Source organism: Chryseobacterium sp. X308, from assembly GCF_020733145.1.
In the GTDB taxonomy this organism is placed as follows: Bacteria; Bacteroidota; Bacteroidia; order Flavobacteriales; family Weeksellaceae; genus Chryseobacterium; species Chryseobacterium cupriresistens.
In genome coordinates, this window is the sequence record NZ_JAJFZH010000025.1 from 31,320 (window position 1) to 52,649 (window position 21,330).

The window sequence follows — 21,330 nt, forward strand, 5'->3', positions numbered from 1 at the left end:
TATAAAATTTTTTAGAAAAATTTGAGTAAATAAAATAATATTAATGATTAAATTATCTTCTAAGTTCCCTAAATTTATTTTCTAATTTAGCCTTGAGAACAACATATATACCACACATGATTTCATTAAAAAAAATTCTACTCGTTATTTTTGCTTTTTCCTCCACCTTGTTTCTTGCTCAGAAAAGAAATGAACCTGTTAATTTACAGATTAAAGGCGATTACACCCACTTGCCGACATCAGCCGTTTTCCCTGTTTTATGGTCTGGCTTTCAAAGAGAAGAAATAGTATCTTATGATCTACAGAATAAGCACATTGTGGTAAGCTATGTACAACAACACCGTAAGAAAAGTAAAACGATCCTGACCTTATATATTTATCCTAAAAAATTAGTTGACAACCAGCTTTTGAGAGATGAATTTTCCATATATGAAACAGTTCTGAATCAGAATTCCAATAAAAATGTAGACTTAAAACCTATGTTTGGAAATATATCCAATGATAAGGTAAAAGTAAACTATATCTATTCAATTTTTGATCATTCAATGGGTGAACGTGATTTTTTCAAAGGTGTAAAATATACTGATAAGAAGTCACTCCTTTCTATTTATGAATGCGGAGGATGGGGCTTTAAAATCAGAGGATCAAGCGATGAAATGACCCATGATCAACTGTCTGAACTCAAAAACAAAGCTGAGACCTATTTTGGTGTATTGGATATCGCTGCTAAAAAAACTCTTCCTATTAGCCATACTCCGGATATCATCTTATCTCCTGTTATCAAAAGAGATTCCATGATGACTAATGCTGTGCTTGCTTCGGTGTATGCAAAAACAAAATGGCTGGGAGAAAATGCAGACAAAAAAGAACTTCTGACAGGCTTCAATGATATGAATATCGAGTCTGAAGTATATGCCATAGACAAAATGATAGAATTCTATAAAACTCATGAAACAAAGTGGCCGATGCACGAAGACACTAAAAAATATTTTGGTGAAATAATTAGATTAGCAAACAACGGAAAAATTAAAGATTACCTCTATGACAAGTACAAAAGACTGATCCGTTATGATGAGGGAGAAGCTAATAAAGAGGAATATCTCCAATTCAAAACAGAGAAGAACATTACAGAAAACACCAATGAAATTCTGTACAAAATATATTATCAGATAGAGTAAAATGAATGCTTTAAAGACATTGTTCCAGAAGCAGGACATGATATAAAACAGCATTTGCCAATTGACATTATGTAAGGCATTCTTTTTGCTAAAAAAACAGCAGATACCAAACGTACGTTTAAGAAAGTATTGAAAGAAACTATCAATGGAATTTAACATTTCATTTAGAATTGATCTAATACTTCGTATCTTTAACTCATTAAAAAAAAGACCCAATGAAAATTGAACAAATATATACGGGCTGTCTGGCTCAGGGTGCCTATTATATTGTATCAGAGAATGAAGCTGTCATTATTGATCCTTTAAGAGAAGTAAAACCTTATCTGGATCGTCTGGAAAAAGATAATGTCACTTTAAAATATATTTTTGAAACTCATTTCCATGCTGATTTCGTATCCGGACATTTGGACTTAAGCAAGAAGACAGGTGCTCCGATTGTATACGGACCTACTGCTGTTCCGGAATTTGATGCCATTATTGCTGAAGATAATCAGATTTTTGAGATCGGAAAAGTTAAGATAAAGGTACTTCACACACCGGGACACACCATGGAAAGCAGTACTTACCTTTTAATAGACGAAAATGGTGTTGAAACCGCAATTTTCACAGGTGATACATTGTTTCTGGGAGATGTAGGAAGACCGGATCTTGCCCAAAAGGCAACTAATCTTACCCAGGAGGATCTTGCGGGAATTCTATATGACAGTCTTCAAAGCAAAATCATGCCATTGGATGACAGCATAACAGTTTATCCGGCTCACGGCGCTGGTTCTGCCTGTGGAAAGAATATGCAGAAGGAAACCGTTGATATTCTGGGGAACCAGAAAAAAACCAATTATGCTCTTAACCAACCGGACAAAGAATCTTTCATCAGAGAAGTTCTGGATGGGTTAACAGCTCCACCGAAATACTTCGGAATGAATGTAGCCCTAAACAAAGGTGGTTATGAAAGCCTTGATGTTGTAATGAACAAGGGACTACATCCTGTTGAAGCGGAGGACTTTGAAGCTTTGGCGGAAGAAACTGGAGCATTAATTTTAGACACAAGAGGAGCTGCGGACTTCCATAAAGGATTTGTTCCCAACTCTATCAACATAGGACTGAAAGGAGATTTCGCCCCATGGGTAGGAACGCTTATTGTAGATGTAAAACACCCTTTATTATTAGTTACTGATGAAGATACTGAAGAGGAAGTGATCACCAGACTAAGCAGAGTAGGTTTTGATAATGTGATAGGATACCTGAAAGGCAGTTTTGAAGCATGGAAAAATGCAGGTAAGGAAACGGATGAAATCAAAAGAATTACTCCGGCTGAATTTGCAGAACAATTTACAGCAGACGCTACAGTAATTGATGTAAGAAAACTTACGGAGTATTCCGCAGAACACATTGACAATGCTTATAACAAGCCACTAGACACTATCAGTGACTGGGCTCGTACCATTGATGATTCTGAACATTTCTTCCTGCACTGCGCAGGTGGGTACAGAAGCATGATTGCCGCAAGCATTCTTAACTCACACGGAATCAGGAATTTTACTGAAATAGAAGGTGGTTTTAACGGGATCAAAAAAACGGAAAGACTGCCAACTACCGATTTCGTATGCCAATCTAAGACCCTGTAAGATCATGAAAATTCAGTTTTCCGGATTAATTTTAGTGTTAGCTTTTATGCTAAGTAGCTGTAAGACATCACCTACAACAGCAATTCCTACTGCCAGCATTAAAGAAGTAGTCAACAGTCCTGAGGTAACACTGGTAGATGTCAGGATTCCGGAGCAGTATGCTGCAGGAACAGCAAAAAATGCAATCAATATTCCTTTGGCAGAGATTCAAAACAACATAGAAACTTTAAAAGGAAAAAAAGTTGTTGTTTTTTGCAATAAAGGAATTCAGGCAGATCAGGCAATGGAAATTCTGAAGAAAAATGGTGTGGAGGCTTATGATGGTACAACCTGGAAAAATATAAAAGCGATTCAGGACGAAACAAACAAAAAAGCAAACTAATAAAACCAAAACTATGTCACAAAAATTTCAGGAAATTATAGATTCCGAAAGACCTGTTCTGATAGATTTTTTCGCAACATGGTGCCAGCCTTGTAAAGTACAATCTTCGGTATTAAATACGGTAAAGGAAAACATTGGCGAAGGGGCCAGAATTATAAAGGTAGATGTAGATCAATATCCCGCATTGGCCGCTCAATACGGTGTGCGCGGGGTTCCTACACTGGCCATTTTCAAAAAAGGAGAAATGCTATGGAAAGAAAGTGGTGTTCATGATGTGAATACCCTCACCCAACTTTTACAACAATACGCTTAAAACTGTGATTTTTCACAGTTTTTTGCTTTTTTATAATTCCCGCAGATCGCACGGATTTCCACAGATAATTACGCTTGTTTTTCTTTAAATAGAAATTAAAAACCTGTGAAGATATGCGAGACCTGTGGGAAATCCTAAAATTCAATAGAAAAAGAATCGCGGTCATTCAAAAACTGGAAATGTTTTCTAAAGTCCTTCAATTCCTCCAGATACAGTTCTGCAGATACGAGATTTCCCTGTTTCTGAGAAATTTCTTTTCCGTCACCAAAGAAGCAGTGAGAACTTTCCTGATACAACAGATCATTTCCATCAGTTCCTATTCTGTTGAGACCAAATACGAAAGATAAATTTTCAATAGCTCTGGCTTTCAACAGATGCTCCCAGGCTCCTACTCTCTTCTCGGGCCAGTTGGCAACATATAAAATGGCATCATAATCATCATTATTTCGGGCAAAAACAGGAAAACGAAGATCATAACATACCTGAAGCAGGAAACGTATTCCTTTGTATTCAACAATTACTCTTTCTTTTCCCGGTGTGTAGACCTTATCTTCTCCGGAAAAAGAGAACAAATGCCTCTTATCATAAAAAGAGATTTCGCCATCCGGCTTCACAAAATACATCCTGTTGTAGAAGTTTCCATTTTGTTCTACCGGAGCACTTCCGCAGAATGCTGCATTTTTCTCTTTTGAGATCTTTTTCAAAAATTCCAGCGATTCATTATTCCTGTCTGATACTTCGGAAGCATCCATACAGAAACCTGTTGAAAACATTTCAGGAAGAAGAAACAGATCTGCCTCCACATTCAGCAGTTCACTTTCTATCCGTGCAAAATTCTCAGTTTTATTTTTCCAGATGATATCTAAATTTAGCCCTGCAACTTTCATCTTTTATTCTTTTAAATTATTTCAAATATGAAGTATAAAAATACAGATTTTATCTTTACAAAAGGAGAATTAAATGGTTGAAAAAGTAGTTTTCCACACAAAAATCGGGCACTATTTCTTAATAATGTATTAAAGTCAACCATTTTTATACTATTACCGTTCTTTCGGTTTCATTTTTGATAGAAATATTTTTTATTATTATCCTTAAAATTAAAAATTTATGAAGAAATTGTTTTTTATGGTGGCGATCTTCTTTTTTGGTGCTATGGCTAATGCTCAGGCCTGGACAGGAAAGGGAGATCAGAAAATACAACTGGGGCTGAGCGCCTGGGGATATGGAACCGGAATTACGGGAACTTACGACTATGGACTCAACAAACTTATTTCAGTGGGTGCCGGGATCAATGGGTATTTTGACAATTACAAAGACAACGATAAGGATAATCGTGTTTTTGTTTTCGGAAGACTGAACTTTCATTTGCAGGAAGCCCTGAATCTTCCTTCAAAATGGGATATTTACCCTGGCGTAGACCTTGGAGTGCTTGGAAGAGACTTTGGAGTAGGCGCTCACATCGGAGCCCGTTATTTCTTCACAGAGAAAATTGGGGTTTTCGCAGAGGTAGGTAACAATGGCAGTCTTGGTGTTTCTTTCAATTTATAATCAAATCGTCTTTAAATATGACAAAGCTTCTCGTTTCGGGGAGCTTTTTTATTTGGCATAGTTTTGATAATTGTTACCTTTGCAAATTAAAATCTAAAATTTATTAATGGAAATAGCAATCAAACTTTTTCAGTTCATTCTGAGCATCTCTATACTTGTGCTTCTTCATGAGCTTGGGCATTTTTTACCGGCAATATGGTTCAAGACCAGAGCAGAGAAGTTTTTCCTGTTTTTTGATCCTTACTTCTCCATATTCTCCATGAAGAAAATCAACGGAAAATGGCAGTATAAATTTTTATCAAAAAACTTACCGGATTCTGAAGTAATAGAAGTGAATGGAAAGAAGGAAGAAGTTCCTATCGATATATCAAAACTTCCGGACAACGACTGGAGAAAACACCCTGAACAAACAAAATACGGAATCGGATGGCTTCCTTTTGGAGGATATGTGAAGATTGCAGGAATGGTGGACGAAAGTATGGATACTGCCCAGATGAAAAAGCCGGCAGAACCTTGGGAGTTCAGATCAAAACCGGCCTGGCAGAGACTTATCATTATGCTGGGAGGTGTTACCGTTAACTTTTTTCTTGCGTGGTTAATCTACAGCTGTTTATCGTTCTTCAACGGAGAAACTTATACGGATATCACAAAATTTAAAAATGGGATTGAAGCTACTTCTGCAGGAAAGAAAATGGGTTTCCAGAATGGTGACAAAATCATTAGTGTAGACGGAAAACCGGCAGAAAGACTTGAAAATACTTCCATCAATATTCTTTTGGGAGATAATGTTACTGTAAACAGAAACGGACAGGAAGTTACTTTCCCGGTCAATGCAGACGGTGTTGCAGATGTTCTTAAGCAGAAAGAAGCAAAACTATACATCTCTCCAAGGGTATCTATGGTTATTGATTCATTGGCAACTCCTTCTTCACAGTCATCCGGACTGGCAAAAGGTGATAAAATTGTAGGAATCAACGGAAAGAAAGCGGCATTCTTTGATGAAGTAAGCACTCTTTTAAGTGAAAATAAAGGAAAAACAGTTTCTGTTGATGTTGAAAGAAACGGAGCTGTACAGACAATACCGGCAGTTTCTGTGGACAAAAACGGAAAACTGGGTATCGCCATTGATACCAAAAGCATAGCAAAAGATATTGTAACGAATAAAAAGTATTCTTTCGGAGAAGCTATTCCAAGAGGATTTACAAGAACTATCGAAGCATTGACTACTCAGGTAAAGCAGTTCAAAATCATGTTCAATTCTAAAGTTCAGGGGTATAAAAACGTTGGAGGGCCTATTGCTATTGTAAAGAATATGCCTGTAGATAAGGATGCGGATGGAAGCGTTAAAATCAACTGGGTTGCTTTCTGGAGCTTTACAGCGATGTTCTCTGTATGGTTGGCATTCCTGAACCTTATTCCTATTCCGGGACTTGATGGTGGGCACGTTTTATTTACTTTATATGAAATTATTGTAGGAAAACCGGTTCCTCAGAAAGTTTTGGAAAACGCACAGATGATCGGAGTTATCTTCCTGTTAGGATTGATGTTACTGATCTTTGGAAGCGACATCTTCAAAGTATTTATGGGTAAATTATAATTTTTTTAAAATTTTTCTTAAAAATATTTGTAGGGTATAAATATTCGTCCTATATTTGCACCACTTAAAACAAAGGACATTCCTCCTTAGCTCAGTTGGTTAGAGCATCTGACTGTTAATCAGAGGGTCGCTGGTTCGAGCCCAGCAGGAGGAGCAAAAAGACTTACAGAAATGTAGGTCTTTTTTTGTGCCTTAATCTGACGAATTGTACAACTGCACTATACAATAACCATGTGCAACTTACTTTCTGTTTCAACGAATATTATTCAGTTTTCCAGGTGTTTCATGTAACTATTTCCGTAATAATTCGACTATTATTGGAAGAGTTATTCAAACTGAGAAAATTTTCTTCAGATGAATATTTCTCTGCAAAAACAAAGAATAATAAAATCAATATATCGTATTGCATAAATACCCCTTTCTACCATGAAGAAAACAATTATTTCGTTATTAACAGCATTTTCTATTGCAGGGATTTCGGCACAGGAAAAGTCTTATTTTTTATCAGGTCCCTCATTAAGTCCGGATGGAAAAACAGCTTACTTTGCATATGACGGCGATATCTGGAAAGCAGACTCCAATGGAGGAAATGCTTCAAGAATTACCGCTCTGGATGGAGAAGAGATCAATCCCCGCCTTTCTCCGGATGGAAAATGGCTTGCTTTCAGTTCTAATCAATATGGAAATTATGATGTGTATGTAATGCCCGCAGGCGGAGGAACTATCAAGCAGTTAACCTTCCATACCGGGAGGGATGAAATGGAAAGCTGGGCGTGGGACAGCAAAACGATTTATTTTACTTCCAACAGAAATAATAATTTCGGCAGCTTTAAAACTACAATTGAGGGAAAAACCCCACAAAAGCTTTTCAACAATTATTTTAACAACACCAATGGTCTTGTCGAAACTCCTTCAGGAGAATATCTTTTCACAAGTTCTTCAGAAAGTGCCCATCAGGTACAGCGTAAGCGTTATAAAGGAGAAAATAATCCTGATATCCTTGGGTACAACCCCAAAAACAATTCTTTCAAACAGTACACCAACTATGAAGGGAAAGATTTTAACCCAAGTGTAGATAAAAATGGTATTATCTATTTTATTTCTGATGAGAATAATGGAGAATACAATCTTTATAAAATCGAAAATGGTAAAAAGACTGCCTTAACAAAATTTGAAACTTCCATTAAAAAACCGTTTGTTTCAGCAGATGGCTCCAAAGTTATTTTTGAAAAGGATTACCAGCTTTATACTTATGATGTAGCCTCAAAAAACACAACTCCTCTCAACATCAGCCTGAATACCAACAAAACCCTGGAAAAGGCTCAGAATTTCAATGTGGAAAATAATATTTCCTATTATGACGTATCTCCGGACGGTAAAAAAATGGCATTCATAAGCCGTGGAATCATATTCGTTTCTGATATTGAAGGAAAATTTGCCCAGCAGGTCTCTGATGGAAAAGAACGCGCCATGGAAGTGAAATGGCTGAAAGATAACCGTACTCTTCTTTACAACCAGACTTACAACGGATACCAGAACTGGTTCACTATTCCGGCAGACGGAAAAGGCCAGCCAAAGCAATTAACAGAAGATTCAAGGAATAACCGCAGCATTACGCTGAATAGCGACCTTTCAAAAGCAGTGTATTTAAGCGGAAGAGATGAAGTACGATTATTGGATTTAAAAAGTTTTACATCTACAACTATTGTAAAAGATGAGATCTGGGCATTCCAAAACTCAAGACCTTCTTTCTCCCCTAATAACGAATATGTGTTATTCTCGGCAAAAAGAAACTTCGAGCTCGATATTTTCATCTATAACATCAAAAAAGGACAGACTTTAAACCTTACCAATACAGGCGTTTCTGAAGAAGATCCCGTGTGGTCTCCGAACGGAAAATATATTTATTTCGCCAGCGACAGGACCAATCCGTCTTATCCTTTAGGCATGCAGAAATCCAACATTTACCGTATGGCTTTAGATTGGTTTGACGAGCCTTTTAAGTCTGAAAAATTCGACAATCTCTTCACTGAAGAAAAGAAGGAAGAAAAATCTTCAGATAAAGAAAAAGACAAGAAGGATAAAAAGGAAGAAAAAGAGCCGGTAATCAAAGAACTAAAGGTTAATCCTGATGATACCCTGGACAGAATTGAACTGGTTACCGACCGATATGGATACCAGGATGATCCAGCTGTTTTCGCTGATGATAAAAAAGAAATTCTTCTTTTCAATTCTAATCAGGACAATGGAAAAAGACAGCTGTTCAAAAAGGTATTCACAGATTTTGAGCCTGCCAAATCTGAAAAAGTTTTCGATAAAGCGGCTTATTATCTAACCAAAAATGATAAAAACCTGTTTGCCCTGATAGAAGGTAATATTTACAAAACAACTGTAGCGGCATTAAAGCCTGAAAAGATAAACATCCAATACAGTTTTGATAAAGATCTGGCATCAGAATTTACCCAGATGTACGCTGAAGCATGGACAGGTGTGGAGGAAAACTTCTACGATGAAAAATTCCATGGTATCGACTGGAAAGCTAAAAAGGAGCAATATGCCAAGTATCTTCCGTATGTACATAACAGGAATGATCTCAGAATATTATTGAATGATCTTTTAGGAGAGCTTAATTCTTCACACACCGGATTTTCTTCTACAGGAAAGGAAGAAACCATGTTCCTGAACTATTTTACGAACGAAACAGGAATTATCTTCAAAAAAGACCAGCCCTACACGGTAGAAAGCATTCTGAGAAAATCCCCTGCATACCGTTCCGGTGTTGACATCAAACCTGGAGATCAACTGACTTCTGTAAACGGGAAAAAGATTGATCTTAACGAAAATATCGAAACGTATTTCACAAGCCCTAAAAAACAGGATGAGCTGGTTCTTACCTTTAATCGTGATGGTAAAACGGTAACTACCAAAGTACATCCGATTTCTAATGGAGAATTAAAAGGATTGCTTTACGACGATTGGATCTACAATAATCATCAGCGTGTAGATAAGCTTAGCAACAACCGTATTGCCTACTCCTGCATGAAAAATATGTCTACTGATGAGCTGGATCGTTTTCTTCTGGACATGGTAGAACAGGAAAACAGAAAAGATGCTGTTATTCTTGACTTACGTTACAATACCGGTGGAAATGTGCATGATAAAGTATTGAATTTCCTTTCTCAAAGACCTTATTTACAATGGAAATATCGTGAAGGAAAAATAACAACCCAACCCAACTTTGCTCCTTCCGGAAAACCTATCGTCCTTTTGATTAATGAAGCTTCATTGAGTGATGCCGAAATGACTGCAGCCGGGTTTAAAGCACTGAAACTGGGGAAAATCATCGGTCAGGATACTTACAGATGGATTATTTTCACTTCAGCCAAAGGATTGGTAGACGGATCTTCTTACAGACTTCCTGCATGGGGAACCTACACATTGGACGGACAAAATCTTGAAAAAACAGGGGTAAAACCAGACATTTATGTTAAAAATACTTTTATGGACCGTCTTCAGAATAACGATCCTCAGCTGGAAAGAGCTGTTCAGGAAATACTAAAAGACTTAAAGAAGTAAAATTTCAGAGCTATAAAAGATAAAAAGACTTACATTTCTGTAGGTCTTTTTATTTGATCTTATTCCAGTATTTGATTCTAGAATGACAACTTTTTTATCACTGCAAATTTTTTCAAGCTCGCGGATAAACCTGGAATTGCAGATGAGAGCTATCTTAACACATTTTTTACAAACAAAGCGGGTAAAAATTCCAAAGCTACAGACTGAAATTTAAGACATCTCTAATAATCTCTGCCCATCACAAAAAATATTTAAAATTTAATTTATTGAAAAATAAACCAATAGCTTTTTTCGTTCAATATTCAAGAATAAAAACTTGCTTGGTACGGATATTCCTATTATATTTGCACCACTTAAAACAAAGAAAATTCCTCCTTAGCTCAGTTGGTTAGAGCATCTGACTGTTAATCAGAGGGTCGCTGGTTCGAGCCCAGCAGGAGGAGCAAAAAGACTTACAGAAATGTAGGTCTTTTTTATGATATAAATTCTTCATAAGGGCTGCAAAATATTTCTAAAAAGCAGGAACGCTATCTTTCTTTTAATCCCCTGATTATTATATTTTAAGCATAAAAAATTCCCGATTAATTTTTAATCAATACATATATTATTTTCGCTACTTTTGTCGTTTTATAGGATAGAATAAAAATATTTTATTTTTTTACCTGTTTTTTAATTAAACTGCATGCTTTTTGTTTATGCTAAATGCCTGAAGAAACAAATGATGTTAAACAATAACTCCCAAAAACACTATCTTTTATTTTTTTTCCTGATTCTCGCCGGTTCCGTATGTGCTCAAAACAAGGTCAGCGGTAAGGTGGTTGACGAAAAGAACAATAAAGAACTGAATAACGTTGATATTTTTATCAACAATGATAAAACACCTGCCTTAACGACAACTTCGGGCAGTTTCATTGTTCAGTCAGACAGCATCATCCATCAGTTAAGATTTTCCAGAAAAAATTATACCACAGAAACCCTTGAAATCACCCCTGAAAATGCTGACAATATTTTCGTACAGCTATCACAGGCTAAAGTAAGCGATATTCAGGAGATTGTTCTTCAAAGCGGTAAAACAAAATACAAAAACAAGAAAGAAAATCCGGCTTATGCAATTATGCAGAAAGTGTGGGCGCAAAAAAGAAATAACGGACTGGAAAAATTCGATACTTATTCATATAAAGAATACGAAAAAACACAGTTTGATCTGAACAATCTTGACAGTGCGTTCATGAAGAAAAAGATTTTCAATAAACTTGATTTCATCTTCAGTTATGCAGATTCTACTGCGAGCGGAAGACTTGGTCTGCCTATCTTCCTGAATGAAGCCGTTTATGAAAATTATGGTAAAAACAGACCGGACAAAGACAGCAAAAGAACACTGGTTGCTCAAAAAACCTCAGGCTTCCAGGACAATCAGGTTATAACGGTTTCTGCAAAAAACTTATACCGTGATATCAATATCTACGACAATACCCTGAATTATTTCGATATCGGATTCCAGAGTCCTGTTGGTACTGATGGCTTCAATACGTACGACTATAGTCTTATGGACACCATTACGATTCGTGGGGAAAAAGCCTTCCAGATAAGATACCAGCCGAAGAGAAAAGATGTCCTTGCATTCCAGGGAAACCTTTACATTGATACAGATACTTATGCCGTTTTAGGAGCAACATTAAAATCAACACAGAAGATTAACGTCAACTTTGTCAACAGTGTGTATACTCAGGTAGAATATGACAATCCTGATGATGCTACGTTTCTTCCCAAAAAACTGGTGACAGAATTTGAAATGAGCCCTTTCTCAAAGAAGAAAGGCGCGAAAAGTATCATCGCCAAAAGATCGGTAGATTATTCCGATTATCAGTTCAATACACCTCTTGATCCGAAAGTATTCAAACGTACCGAAGAAGAATACGAAGATAAATTTACCAATAAAGATGATGCTTACTGGACAAAAGTCAGACCTGACACCTTATCCAAAGCAGAACAGGGCGTTTATAACATGCTTGATCAGCTTCAGCAGACCCCGAAATTCAACCGGATGGTAAAACTGTTTGAAACGCTTGGCTCACGTTATTATAATGCCTTCAAAGGAATAGATATTGGTCCTATTTTCTCAATTTACGGAAGAAATGAAGTAGAAGGAGACAGAATAAGATTAGGAGCAAGAACCTATTTCGGATTGAATGATACCTGGAGAGCGCAGTTTTATACAGCTTATGGTTTCAAGGATCAACAGTTTAAATATGGTGTAGAAGCAAGATATATGTTCAATAAGCTTAACCGCTTTATGATTGGAGCCGGAACCAGCAGAGATATTGTTCAGCTTGGAGGACAGCTTACATCAGGTGATGGAGTTACTCCGCAATCCTCATCTACCAGTACCTTTTTTGCAAGAGGAGAAAACATTTCCTTAAGTTCTGTAAATAAAACAAGTGTTTTTGCAGCTATCGAGCCATGGAAAAACTTTCAGATAAGAATAGATGGAGTGATGCAGAGTATTAAATCTGCTATCCCTGAAAAATTCAATCTGATGTATTATAAAGACGGACAGTTGAGACAGACAGTTAATGACTCACACGTTACCATCAGTTTAATTGCCAAACCTGGTGCAAAATTCTCACAAACCGGTATTGACCGTTATCAGGCAAGAAACCTAGCACCAACCATCGTTTTAAGATACACGCGAGGTATTGAAGGGCTATTCAATGCTGACTTCAATTATGACAAGCTTCAATTCATGCTATACAAGCCGTTTTTGATTGGAAGTATGGGAAAACTAGTGGTTAATTTTGAAGCTGGAAAGAACTTCAGTACAGTTCCATTGGCATTACAGAATATTATTCCTGCCAACCTTTCATATGGTCTGGTACCAAATACTTTCTCCCAGCTTAATTATTATGAATTTGTGACGGATGCCTATACTACACTTCAGCTTGAGCATCATTTTAACGGTAAAATACTTTCTTATATTCCATTGATTAAAAAGCTGAAATTGAGAGAAGTTGCATTTATCAGAGGAGCCTACGGTACATTAAGCGATGCCTCCAAAGCGATCAATGTAGAAGGTTTTAAATATTCTGCACCAAGCGAACATATCTATTATGAATACGGATTCGGAATTGAAAATATAGGAATCGGAAACCTGAGAATCTTCAGAGTAGATTTCAACTGGAGAGGAAATTATCTGGACAGACCGGATATCTCAAAGTTTGGCGTTAAAGCAGGATTCCAGGTAGGATTTTAAACAGAATATTATATAAAACAGATTCGGCGGCTTCAAAGAAGCCGCCGAATTTTTTTTAAAGCTTATATAATAAGGACTGCCTTGATGATTAAAAGCACTCGCAACCTTCTACATCAAGCAGGCAACGCATTTGCTGCTCCTTTGTCAATCCGCACCATACACTACATGATGTAATTGGTTTTGCCGGACACCACACTTCTCCGCCGTTAATACTTCTCAGACTGGCTTTGGTTAGTTTTCTTAAATTTTTCATGATTGTTTAGTTTTATTTACTGCCTACTCTATTTGCTTTTCGGCTTCCGCAACTATTTTAAAGCATGTCAGTTATCAAATATAAACATATTTCACCAAAAAAAGAATTTTATAAAAACCAGTACATAAAAAAACCTCAGTAAAAACTGAGGTTTTAATTTTTATAAAACGCTTAAATTACGCATTTGGTTCTACAGATACGAAAGATCTGTTGTTTGCTTTCTTTCTGAAAACTACTTTACCATCTACTAATGCAAACAAAGTGTGATCTTTACCGATTCCCACGTTATCACCTGGGTGGTGCTGAGTACCTCTTTGTCTAACAATAATATTTCCGGCAATAGCTTCTTGTCCTCCGAAAATCTTCACACCTAATCTTTTAGAGTGAGACTCTCTACCGTTCTTGGAACTACCGACTCCTTTCTTGTGTGCCATTTTATTACTGGATTATTTATTAAGTGCTTTAAATTGATCGATGTTCTTAATGATAGCAGCATCTACTTCTTCATGAGTAAGAACATTCTTTTCTAATTCAACTTTAACTGCTTTACCTAAAGTAATTAAAGTTTCTCTGTTCTCTTTAGACTGAGACAAGTTGTTTTTCTTTAAGTGATAGTTCAACTCGTGATCTTCACCAAAGTTAACAGTTGCGTTGTCAGAAAGAACTTCACCTTTCACAGTTTCTTTTTTAGCAGCAGCTTTTTTAGCACCACCTTCAAAACCTGTAATACCAGTGATTACGATTTGAGTTAAAGATTGTCTGTGACCGTTTTTCACTTTGTAACCTTTTCTTCTTTTCTTTTTGAAAACGATTACTTTATCAGCTTTAACGTGGTCAAGGATCTCTGCTTCTACAGTGATTCCGTTTACAGCTGGGGCGCCTACAGTGATTGCACCGTTTACAGTAAGAAGAACTTTATCGAAAGAAACTTTTCCTCCTTTATCTCCTTTTAAACGGTTTACAAACAACTTCTGGTCTTGCTCAACTTTGTATTGAAGCCCTGCTATTTCTACAATTGCAAACATTGTTTATAAATTTTTAGTTATTTCGAGGTGCAAATATACATATAAATTTCTAAATAGCTTACAATCAAAGCAATGTTTTTTTAAATAAAATCTTATTCACTTTATTTTGATTAATTTTTCTCATTAATGTATTCACAATTAAGAGATAATTTCATAAATTCGTTTTACCAAATTGATATTATATATGAAAAGAAACTTTAATCTCTGCTTACTAGCAGGCGCCATTGCTGTAACTTCATTGACAGCATGTAGTGATGACCAAATGGACAACAATGTTCAACCTCAACAAGAAGCACTGAGTGCAAAAGTTGATCAGCCGGGAACTACTGAAAAAGGATGCTCCTATGTAGACAACAACTGGAGCACCAATTCAGTCTTACTGACCGGGCTTCAAAACTCCACAGACACCAATTTTATGAACGGCCAGATGACCAGAATTGCAAGCATGTGGGGAAGAAGCACCCCTACCCTGCGTTTTGTAAATGATCCGTCCAATTTCAATTCAACCTATAATGCTATTTCCTACTCAACAGGAAAGATCTATTATGGGTACGCTATTTATTATGATGCAAAATCAAAAGGCGGCGATATTGTAAACGCAATGATTCTTGCTCATGAATACGGACATCAGCTGCAGTATATCTTCAACCTCCCTTCTGTATCGGAATCAACGTACAGACCGAACGAGCTTGAAGCAGATGGCTTTGCAGGATATTATCTGAGGAGGCCTAACGGGTACAACAAAACCAGCTTCCCGGAAATTGCGGCAGCCTATGAATTTGCTCAAAGTATTGGCGATTATCAGACCACCAGTGTAAATCATCATGGAACACCGGCGCAAAGAAGATCGGCAGTTCGTTTAGGATTCCTTTTGGGCCAGTACGATCTTAATGCTTCCAATTTCGATTACAACTTCTTCTATTATTATCAGGGAGTTTTAAATGGTACTTATAAGATGGCCAAAAACACAGTAAATCCTGAAATTGATGCCTACATGAGTCAATATATAGATGAGCTGAGAAAAATTCAGACAGGAGAAATTTCTGCGGAAGAATTTAAACATCTTCAATAAACGAGAACATTCATTTTTAGCATATTTAAGAAAGGAGGCGGGCAGTATGTTCCGCCCCTTTTTTGTTTAAAAAATCTTTTATGTCTTAAACAATCAATTTGTTTGTATTTTTGAAAAAATTACAAAGAACTTCCAACCCACCTATAATGAACAGAGATCTCTATATTGATTTCGCCAAAGGACTGGCAACACTTTCCATCATATTTATCCATACCGCTTTCTGGTCCGGACAATTTTATATTCCCGCTGAAGTAAGAGTTTTCTCGCTTGTTTTTGACGTCGCTCTTTTTTATGCTTTGAGCGGAATCACTTCGGGAGCAAATATTGAAAAAACATTATACCGTCTTCTGAAACTCCAGATCACCTATATGATTTTTGTGACTTTCCTGTTCTTTTTAGATTACTTCTTTAAAGTGTTTGGCCTGAGTTTCTTTTCCATGGAATGGCTTCAAAGTTTTTATTCAACATTTGGGTCAAAATACTCCGCAACCAGTGTTTCAATATATCCGCAATGGGAAAATCTCGGAAACTGGTATCTTCATCAGTACACCAATGCCGACACGTTTCCGGTGGTAATGGGAAGTTTCTGGTATTTAAAAGTCTATTATGTACTTACCGTTTTCGGAGTACTCATCCTAAGATTTTTCCCAAAACATATCAATTGGTTTATCGGGCTTTGTATTGCTCTAACCTTGATATTCAATATCTTCCCGGAATATTACCCAACAGGACAAGTGGGATATGTTGCTTTCTACCTTGCTGTTTTTTTAACAGGACACAAAATGCGTGGAAAAAAGATCTCCACCAAAGCAATTCCTGTACTATATGCACTTACAGGAATGGCTCTTATATGGATGTTCTGGTACTATGGAGGAGATATTTTCTACAAAATCAATAAAAATAAATTCCCGCCGAAAATCCCTTATATCATCTGGGCATTATTCTCTCTGGTAACCTTATTTGTTCTTTACAACCGGCTGAAGATCACAAAAGAAAACTTTATTACCTATATCGGGAAGAATGCTATTTTCTTCTATTTTGCACAGGGAATAAGCTCTTCGCTCGTTTATTTCCTGGTAGTTCCACTAAAAGAAAATATGCCATGGTGGCTTTTAATGCTCATTATTTATGGGATTAATATTATTTTAGCATTCATTATCTCCGCAGGATTGAAAAAAGTAGATGAAACAGGGTGGAGACTTTTAGAATACTTCAGGAAAAACACAGCCAATAATAAATCATAATAATTATATCTTTTAAAGGTCAAAATTTTTAATGAAAGTTTTGGAGAGATCAATTTTTAGTCCAAGAGTAAAAACACTTTTTTCTCTTTCTCCCAATGATGTTTTACCCATAGAAATTCTTTGTTCTGAATAAATCTGGACAAAATTAAAGGGTTGATAAGAAACACCAACAATACAATCATTCCTTTTAAAACCCGGATCCAGATGATACTGCCCGGGAATTATTTCTGTATTTTTTATATCCGGGACATATAAATTATATCCCGCAAGAATAGAAAACTTATCAAGTTTATATTTTCCAAAAAACTCCAGTCCTTTAGCATTGAATACCATAATTGATTGAGCTACCTCCATTCCAGGGTTCTGATAAAAACTCTGTGAAAAATCTCCGTTTTTATGCAGAACAAAAAGAACACTCCAATCCAAAATTTTCCCGGTGTACTTTGCTCCTAAAGAAAAATAAGTGGGCTGGCCGGTAATACCTATTGCCCCGCCATTCTGTATTAGACGATCACTCAGAAAAGCCCTGTTATAAGCTACTCCGGCAAAAAAACCATCTGTAATTTTATATTGAACAGAGCCACCAAATCCATCAATAAAATGATCATTATTTCCCCCTCTGGCCTGGATCTGCCCTCCGATATACAGATTTCCAAAGCGGTTACGGTAAATAAGGGCCTGATCCGCACGCCCTGTTCCGGTTTCTCCACCATCAGTACCTCCGACAAATGTAGCAGATGCTCTTGCCCCAAAAACATTAAACCGGTCAGTGTAAGAAGTGATGTCCCGATAAACACCCCATTGCTTGCCAATGGTAAGGATTCCATATTTCCCCAGATCAATTCCCAAATAACCAAGCCTATTACCGAAAACCTGTCTAGATTGTGAGGATTCTATCGAAACAAATCCACTGGAAAGGCTTCCATCCACATTAAATGAGGTACTTCCACGAAACATATTTAACTGCACTTCTCCGCCTGCAATAAAACCCAATGTTCCTTTTTTGATATTCAGCTCCATTCCGATTCTTGACGCATTTTCCTGAAGTTCCATTTTATGGTCATACACTGCCATATGACCGCGAAGACTAGCATAGGGTCTTAGAGATATTTCAACTGAATCTTTTACATTTTGACCATAGACAGGTAGTCCTTTCACCGTAAAAAGTAATGAAAATAGCATGGGCAAATAGTATTGTCTAATCATTGTGATTGAGTCATTAGTTTTTTTATTACCGTAAAATAACAGGATATCATTAATTCATATTTGCAATGCTACAAAAAAGACAGTTCTGATTGTACAAAATTCAATAGAAAATAAAATCTGTCACATCAGAAGCATTAAATATGTCCAATTTGCTTAAATTTACAAAAATTTTACAACATGTTTAAGTTGAAACTACCTACCGACCCAAGGTGGGCAAATATTGCAGAAGGAAACATTGGAGAAATTTTAACGGATCATGCCTGGTGTGAGCAAAAAGCTGCAACCAATGCAATAGGCCTGATCACGATGCTTCCGGAATATCCCGAAATTGTAACGGAACTTCTTGCCATTGCACAGGAAGAGCTGGATCATTTCAATCAGGTGCATGAGATCATCAAAAAAAGAGGCTTTACTTTCGGAAGAGCAAGAAAAGATGATTATGTGAATGAACTGGCGAAATTTATCGTACAGGGAAGTAGAGAAGACCTCATCGTAGACAAGATGCTGTTTGCTGCTATGATTGAAGCCAGAAGCTGTGAGAGATTCAAAGTTCTTACCGAAAATATCAAAGACGAAGAGCTTAAAGTTTTCTACAAAGAACTGATGATTTCCGAAGCCAATCATTACACTACTTTTATCGGGTTTGCAAGACAGCTGGGAAATCCTGAAAAAGTAAACAAGCGCTGGGAAGAATGGCTGGAATATGAAGCCAGCATTATTAAATCCTACGGAAATAAAGAAACGATTCACGGTTAAAATAAAATAGTAAAGAATACACCTTGAAGAAGCCAAGCTTTGAAAATATTGCCAATCTGTTCCTGAAGAATTTCTTCCAGGGGTTGGTTATTATTGGGCCTATCGGACTAACTATTTTTGTGATCTGGTATATTGTAAGTGCGATTGACAACCTTGTTCCTTCCCTTGCCAAGCAGATTCCGGGGCTTGTATTTGTATCTATTATACTGTTTACGGCTATTCTGGGGTATTTAGGAAATAAATTCGTAGTCGGAAGATTCTTTTTCGACACGATGGACAGCTTACTGGAGAAAACTCCGGGAGTAAAACACATTTATACTCCTACGAAAGACGTCATGTCTTCATTTGTAGGTGACAAGAAAAAATTCAACGATCCTGTATGGGTAAAAACCAACGAAAATCCGGAAATCTGGAGAATTGGCTTTTTAACCCAAAAAGAAATGTCGGACGTTGACAAGCATAATTACGTTGCGGTATATCTTCCCCACTCGTATGCCATCTCGGGCTGGGTAATTGTTACTGAAGAAAAAAACATCAAACCTGTAGTAGGAATGACAGCAGCTTCTGCAATGAAATTTGCTGTGAGCGGCGGTGTAGCCGGATTCCATTCTGATGAAAATATATTTAAGGCTCCGGAATAATCCCTTTTTCCGACTTATCTATACATTGATGAATTTTGAAAAATTATTTTCAAGCACATTTTCTTTACAAACAATTTAAAACATAATTTAACTCATGAATTTACCGTACGCGGAACCTTTCCGCATTAAAATGGTGGAAGAAATCTATCAATCCACCAGAGAAGAAAGAGAGCAATGGCTTAAAGAAGCTAATTATAACCTTTTCAACTTAAGATCTTCACATGTTTATATTGACCTGCTTACCGATTCAGGAACGGGAGCTATGTCTGATAAACAATGGGCTGCTTTAATGACCGGAGATGAAAGCTATGCCGGATCACGTTCTTTTGAACAATTGCAAAAAACTGTTGAAAGAATTACAGGATTCAAATATTTATTACCTACCCACCAGGGAAGAGCTGCAGAAAACGTTCTCTTCTCAGTATTGGTAAAAGAAGGCGATGTAGTTCCGGGAAACTCACATTTTGACACAACAAAAGGACATATCGAATTCAGAAAGGCACATGCTGTCGATTGTACGATAGACGAAGCTTTTGATATTAATGATCTTCATCCTTTCAAAGGAAATATCAACCTTGAAAAACTGGAAGAAGTTTATAAAAGCCATCCTAAAGAAAACATCCCTTTCTGTTTAATTACCATTACGTGTAACTCTTCAGGGGGACAGCCTGTTTCTCTGGAAAATATGAAAGCTGTGAAAGCCCTTTCAGACCAGTACGGAATCCCGGTATTCTTTGATTCAGCGAGATTTGCGGAGAATGCTTACTTCATCAAAAAAAGAGAAGCAGGACAGGAAAACAGAAGCATTAAGGATATCTGCAAGGAAATTTTTTCCTACGGAGACGGAATGACAATGAGTTCTAAAAAAGACGGCTTAGTAAACATCGGAGGATTCATTGCTTTGAATAACGAAGAAGTTTTCAGAAAAGCATCCAACTTCACCATCATTTACGAAGGTTTTATTACTTATGGAGGAATGGCGGGAAGAGATATGGCTGCATTAGCTGTAGGTCTGGATGAAGCTACTGAGTTTGCTTATCTTGAAAGCAGAATCTCTCAGGTTGAATATCTGGGTAATAAATTAATTGAATATGGAATTCCTGTTCAAAAACCTATCGGAGGACATGCTGTATTCATCGATTCTTTAAACTTTCTTCCGAATGTATCCCGTGAAGAATATCCGGCTCAGACATTAGGACTGGAAATTTATAAGGAGGCAGGGATCAGAACTGTAGAAATCGGAACACTATTGGCAGACAGAGATCCTGCTACCAGAGAAAACCGTTATCCGAAGTTAGAGCTGGTACGACTGGCTATTCCAAGAAGAACCTACACCAACAACCACATGGATTATATTGCGGCTGCTATCAGAAACGTATATGAAAGACGTGATGAAATAGCAAAAGGATACAAGATTACGTGGGAACCGGAAATCTTAAGACACTTTACTGTTCAGCTTGAAAAAGCTTAATCATACAACCGGAATTTTTTCCGGTTTTTTTACGCCCTAAAACTCAAAGCTTGTGAAACTAAAAACAATCTTGTTCATTACGTTCTCAAACAAGCCATCGATTAAACTACTAAAAACCATTAAGATATTGAAAACAAACATCTTTTATAAACAAATATAAATTAATCATATTTTTTTATCATATAGTATATCT

General features: G+C 36.8%; 18 protein-coding genes and 2 tRNA genes. 15 read left to right on the forward strand and 5 right to left on the reverse strand.

What is annotated here, in order from left to right; all coding sequences use genetic code 11:
• The first annotated feature begins 116 nt into the window (after positions 1-116).
• The 4 genes from LIV57_RS20055 (at position 117) to LIV57_RS20070 (ending at position 3,498) form a co-directional block, all read left to right on the forward strand.
• Positions 117-1,178, forward strand: coding sequence for a hypothetical protein (locus tag LIV57_RS20055; RefSeq protein WP_227944018.1), 1,062 nt, complete (start codon positions 117-119; stop codon positions 1,176-1,178).
• Between the two features lie 215 nt (positions 1,179-1,393).
• Positions 1,394-2,803 carry an MBL fold metallo-hydrolase gene (locus LIV57_RS20060; protein WP_227944019.1) on the forward strand — a complete coding sequence of 470 codons (1,410 nt, stop codon included), beginning with the start codon at positions 1,394-1,396 and terminating at the stop codon, positions 2,801-2,803.
• Between the two features lie 4 nt (positions 2,804-2,807).
• The gene (locus LIV57_RS20065; RefSeq protein WP_227944020.1) at positions 2,808-3,185 is read left to right on the forward strand and encodes a rhodanese-like domain-containing protein; all 378 of its coding nucleotides are present in this window, start codon (positions 2,808-2,810) and stop codon (positions 3,183-3,185) included.
• A 13-nt stretch (positions 3,186-3,198) separates the two neighbouring features.
• The gene (locus tag LIV57_RS20070) at positions 3,199-3,498 is read left to right on the forward strand and encodes a thioredoxin family protein (protein ID WP_076595323.1); all 300 of its coding nucleotides are present in this window, start codon (positions 3,199-3,201) and stop codon (positions 3,496-3,498) included.
• Positions 3,499-3,632: 134 nt separating this feature from the next.
• On the opposite strand, the gene LIV57_RS20075 is transcribed toward LIV57_RS20070, so the two are convergent.
• Positions 3,633-4,385 carry a nitrilase family protein gene (locus LIV57_RS20075; RefSeq protein WP_227944021.1) on the reverse strand — a complete coding sequence of 251 codons (753 nt, stop codon included), beginning with the start codon at positions 4,383-4,385 and terminating at the stop codon, positions 3,633-3,635.
• Between the two features lie 220 nt (positions 4,386-4,605).
• On the opposite strand from LIV57_RS20075, the gene LIV57_RS20080 reads away from it, so the two are divergent.
• The 6 genes from LIV57_RS20080 (at position 4,606) to LIV57_RS20105 (ending at position 13,469) form a co-directional block, all read left to right on the forward strand.
• Positions 4,606-5,046, forward strand: coding sequence for a DUF6646 family protein (locus LIV57_RS20080; RefSeq protein WP_202840121.1), 441 nt, complete (start codon positions 4,606-4,608; stop codon positions 5,044-5,046).
• A 106-nt stretch (positions 5,047-5,152) separates the two neighbouring features.
• Positions 5,153-6,643: an RIP metalloprotease RseP gene (gene rseP / locus LIV57_RS20085; RefSeq protein WP_227944022.1), complete on the forward strand. Its 1,491-nt coding sequence runs from the start codon at positions 5,153-5,155 to the stop codon at positions 6,641-6,643.
• 80 nt (positions 6,644-6,723) lie between these two features.
• Positions 6,724-6,797 (forward strand) — tRNA-Asn (locus tag LIV57_RS20090).
• Positions 6,798-7,069: 272 nt separating this feature from the next.
• Positions 7,070-10,219: a S41 family peptidase gene (locus tag LIV57_RS20095; RefSeq protein ID WP_227944023.1), complete on the forward strand. Its 3,150-nt coding sequence runs from the start codon at positions 7,070-7,072 to the stop codon at positions 10,217-10,219.
• 369 nt (positions 10,220-10,588) lie between these two features.
• Positions 10,589-10,662: transfer RNA gene (locus tag LIV57_RS20100), tRNA-Asn, on the forward strand.
• 275 nt (positions 10,663-10,937) lie between these two features.
• On the forward strand, positions 10,938-13,469 hold the full coding sequence (locus LIV57_RS20105) for a DUF5686 family protein (RefSeq protein WP_227944024.1): 2,532 nt from the start codon (positions 10,938-10,940) through the stop codon (positions 13,467-13,469).
• Between the two features lie 88 nt (positions 13,470-13,557).
• Here LIV57_RS20105 and LIV57_RS20110 read toward each other — a convergent pair whose 3' ends face one another.
• From LIV57_RS20110 to rplU, 3 genes are all read right to left on the reverse strand, one after another.
• A complete protein-coding gene (locus tag LIV57_RS20110) occupies positions 13,558-13,722 on the reverse strand; it encodes a bacteriocin-like protein (protein WP_227944025.1) in 165 nt (54 codons plus the stop codon).
• 176 nt (positions 13,723-13,898) lie between these two features.
• Positions 13,899-14,156 carry a 50S ribosomal protein L27 gene (rpmA, locus tag LIV57_RS20115; RefSeq protein WP_002984034.1) on the reverse strand — a complete coding sequence of 86 codons (258 nt, stop codon included), beginning with the start codon at positions 14,154-14,156 and terminating at the stop codon, positions 13,899-13,901.
• 12 nt (positions 14,157-14,168) lie between these two features.
• Positions 14,169-14,747 carry a 50S ribosomal protein L21 gene (gene rplU / locus LIV57_RS20120; RefSeq protein ID WP_110011737.1) on the reverse strand — a complete coding sequence of 193 codons (579 nt, stop codon included), beginning with the start codon at positions 14,745-14,747 and terminating at the stop codon, positions 14,169-14,171.
• 184 nt (positions 14,748-14,931) lie between these two features.
• Here rplU and LIV57_RS20125 point away from each other — a divergent pair, with 184 nt between their 5' ends.
• Positions 14,932-15,819 carry a metalloprotease gene (locus LIV57_RS20125; protein WP_227944026.1) on the forward strand — a complete coding sequence of 296 codons (888 nt, stop codon included), beginning with the start codon at positions 14,932-14,934 and terminating at the stop codon, positions 15,817-15,819.
• 146 nt (positions 15,820-15,965) lie between these two features.
• On the forward strand, positions 15,966-17,063 hold the full coding sequence (locus tag LIV57_RS20130) for an acyltransferase family protein (RefSeq protein WP_227944027.1): 1,098 nt from the start codon (positions 15,966-15,968) through the stop codon (positions 17,061-17,063).
• Between the two features lie 12 nt (positions 17,064-17,075).
• Here LIV57_RS20130 and LIV57_RS20135 read toward each other — a convergent pair whose 3' ends face one another.
• Positions 17,076-18,245 carry a porin gene (locus LIV57_RS20135; protein ID WP_227944028.1) on the reverse strand — a complete coding sequence of 390 codons (1,170 nt, stop codon included), beginning with the start codon at positions 18,243-18,245 and terminating at the stop codon, positions 17,076-17,078.
• A 201-nt stretch (positions 18,246-18,446) separates the two neighbouring features.
• On the opposite strand from LIV57_RS20135, the gene LIV57_RS20140 reads away from it, so the two are divergent.
• The 3 genes from LIV57_RS20140 to LIV57_RS20150 all read left to right on the forward strand — a co-directional run bounded on the left by LIV57_RS20140 (position 18,447) and on the right by LIV57_RS20150 (position 21,137).
• Positions 18,447-19,025 carry a tRNA-(ms[2]io[6]A)-hydroxylase gene (locus LIV57_RS20140; RefSeq protein WP_227944029.1) on the forward strand — a complete coding sequence of 193 codons (579 nt, stop codon included), beginning with the start codon at positions 18,447-18,449 and terminating at the stop codon, positions 19,023-19,025.
• 23 nt (positions 19,026-19,048) lie between these two features.
• Positions 19,049-19,666 carry a DUF502 domain-containing protein gene (locus tag LIV57_RS20145; RefSeq protein WP_047377240.1) on the forward strand — a complete coding sequence of 206 codons (618 nt, stop codon included), beginning with the start codon at positions 19,049-19,051 and terminating at the stop codon, positions 19,664-19,666.
• A gap of 94 nt (positions 19,667-19,760) precedes the next feature.
• Positions 19,761-21,137, forward strand: coding sequence for a tryptophanase (locus tag LIV57_RS20150; RefSeq protein WP_227944030.1), 1,377 nt, complete (start codon positions 19,761-19,763; stop codon positions 21,135-21,137).
• Positions 21,138-21,330 lie beyond the last annotated feature (193 nt).

What these genes read in the sequence shown, in the direction of transcription:
- LIV57_RS20080 (WP_202840121.1), top strand. Translation starts at nt 4,606, where the DNA reads ATGAAGAAATTGTTTTTTATGGTGGCGATCTTCTTTTTTGGTGCTATG.
- LIV57_RS20130 (WP_227944027.1), top strand. Translation starts at nt 15,966, where the DNA reads ATGAACAGAGATCTCTATATTGATTTCGCCAAAGGACTGGCAACACTT.
- LIV57_RS20150 (WP_227944030.1), top strand. Translation starts at nt 19,761, where the DNA reads ATGAATTTACCGTACGCGGAACCTTTCCGCATTAAAATGGTGGAAGAA.
- LIV57_RS20095 (WP_227944023.1), top strand. Translation starts at nt 7,070, where the DNA reads ATGAAGAAAACAATTATTTCGTTATTAACAGCATTTTCTATTGCAGGG.
- LIV57_RS20070 (WP_076595323.1), top strand. Translation starts at nt 3,199, where the DNA reads ATGTCACAAAAATTTCAGGAAATTATAGATTCCGAAAGACCTGTTCTG.
- LIV57_RS20075 (WP_227944021.1), bottom strand. Translation starts at nt 4,385, where the DNA reads ATGAAAGTTGCAGGGCTAAATTTAGATATCATCTGGAAAAATAAAACT.
- LIV57_RS20110 (WP_227944025.1), bottom strand. Translation starts at nt 13,722, where the DNA reads ATGAAAAATTTAAGAAAACTAACCAAAGCCAGTCTGAGAAGTATTAAC.
- rseP (WP_227944022.1), top strand. Translation starts at nt 5,153, where the DNA reads ATGGAAATAGCAATCAAACTTTTTCAGTTCATTCTGAGCATCTCTATA.
- LIV57_RS20140 (WP_227944029.1), top strand. Translation starts at nt 18,447, where the DNA reads ATGTTTAAGTTGAAACTACCTACCGACCCAAGGTGGGCAAATATTGCA.
- LIV57_RS20055 (WP_227944018.1), top strand. Translation starts at nt 117, where the DNA reads ATGATTTCATTAAAAAAAATTCTACTCGTTATTTTTGCTTTTTCCTCC.
- LIV57_RS20135 (WP_227944028.1), bottom strand. Translation starts at nt 18,245, where the DNA reads ATGCTATTTTCATTACTTTTTACGGTGAAAGGACTACCTGTCTATGGT.
- LIV57_RS20125 (WP_227944026.1), top strand. Translation starts at nt 14,932, where the DNA reads ATGAAAAGAAACTTTAATCTCTGCTTACTAGCAGGCGCCATTGCTGTA.
- rpmA (WP_002984034.1), bottom strand. Translation starts at nt 14,156, where the DNA reads ATGGCACACAAGAAAGGAGTCGGTAGTTCCAAGAACGGTAGAGAGTCT.
- LIV57_RS20105 (WP_227944024.1), top strand. Translation starts at nt 10,938, where the DNA reads ATGATGTTAAACAATAACTCCCAAAAACACTATCTTTTATTTTTTTTC.
- LIV57_RS20060 (WP_227944019.1), top strand. Translation starts at nt 1,394, where the DNA reads ATGAAAATTGAACAAATATATACGGGCTGTCTGGCTCAGGGTGCCTAT.
- LIV57_RS20065 (WP_227944020.1), top strand. Translation starts at nt 2,808, where the DNA reads ATGAAAATTCAGTTTTCCGGATTAATTTTAGTGTTAGCTTTTATGCTA.
- rplU (WP_110011737.1), bottom strand. Translation starts at nt 14,747, where the DNA reads ATGTTTGCAATTGTAGAAATAGCAGGGCTTCAATACAAAGTTGAGCAA.